The sequence below is a fragment of the Bradyrhizobium sp. MI1.4 genome, assembly GCF_055811315.1.
This window is the reverse complement of record NZ_JBVVPP010000158.1, coordinates 1-378: the sequence shown is the minus strand read 5'-3', so window position 1 is coordinate 378 and position 378 is coordinate 1. Positions and strand designations below refer to the sequence as shown.

Genomic DNA, 378 nt, shown 5'->3' with positions numbered 1-378 from the left:
TTCCTTGTATGGAGCTTTTTTTGTCAAGGAGTTCCCCAGGGCTGCAAACCTTTTGTCCTTCGTCAGTTTCTTTGTTCGATCTCAAAGCCCGTTTCTTCGTCCCGACCCGCGGTTTGCTGACGTCGTCGCGCGCAGGAGCTGTCAAGGTTGGCCGCCGCCCCAACCTTGCGGCATACTCCAAGCTTCAGGCCATACCTTGACAGCTTCGAGCACGACGGCACGCTTGGTGCGATCGGGATGACGATCAGAGGAGAGCCCGCTTTCGGGCGCGGATCAGTCGCGCCACAACCTTGTATCCGGCGGGTCCAAGGACCCGAACCATGATGCAGTCATACGCATCGGCAGCGAAGCTCCGAAGCGGCGGACCCATTCTCCCTT

Annotated in this window: 1 protein-coding gene; it reads left to right on the top strand. The window is 58.7% G+C overall.

What is annotated here, in order from left to right:
- On the top strand, positions 1-200 hold a 200-nt coding region (locus AC0L23_RS40085), incomplete at its 5' end, for a hypothetical protein (RefSeq protein ID WP_473358436.1).
- Positions 201-378: the final 178 nt, after the last annotated feature.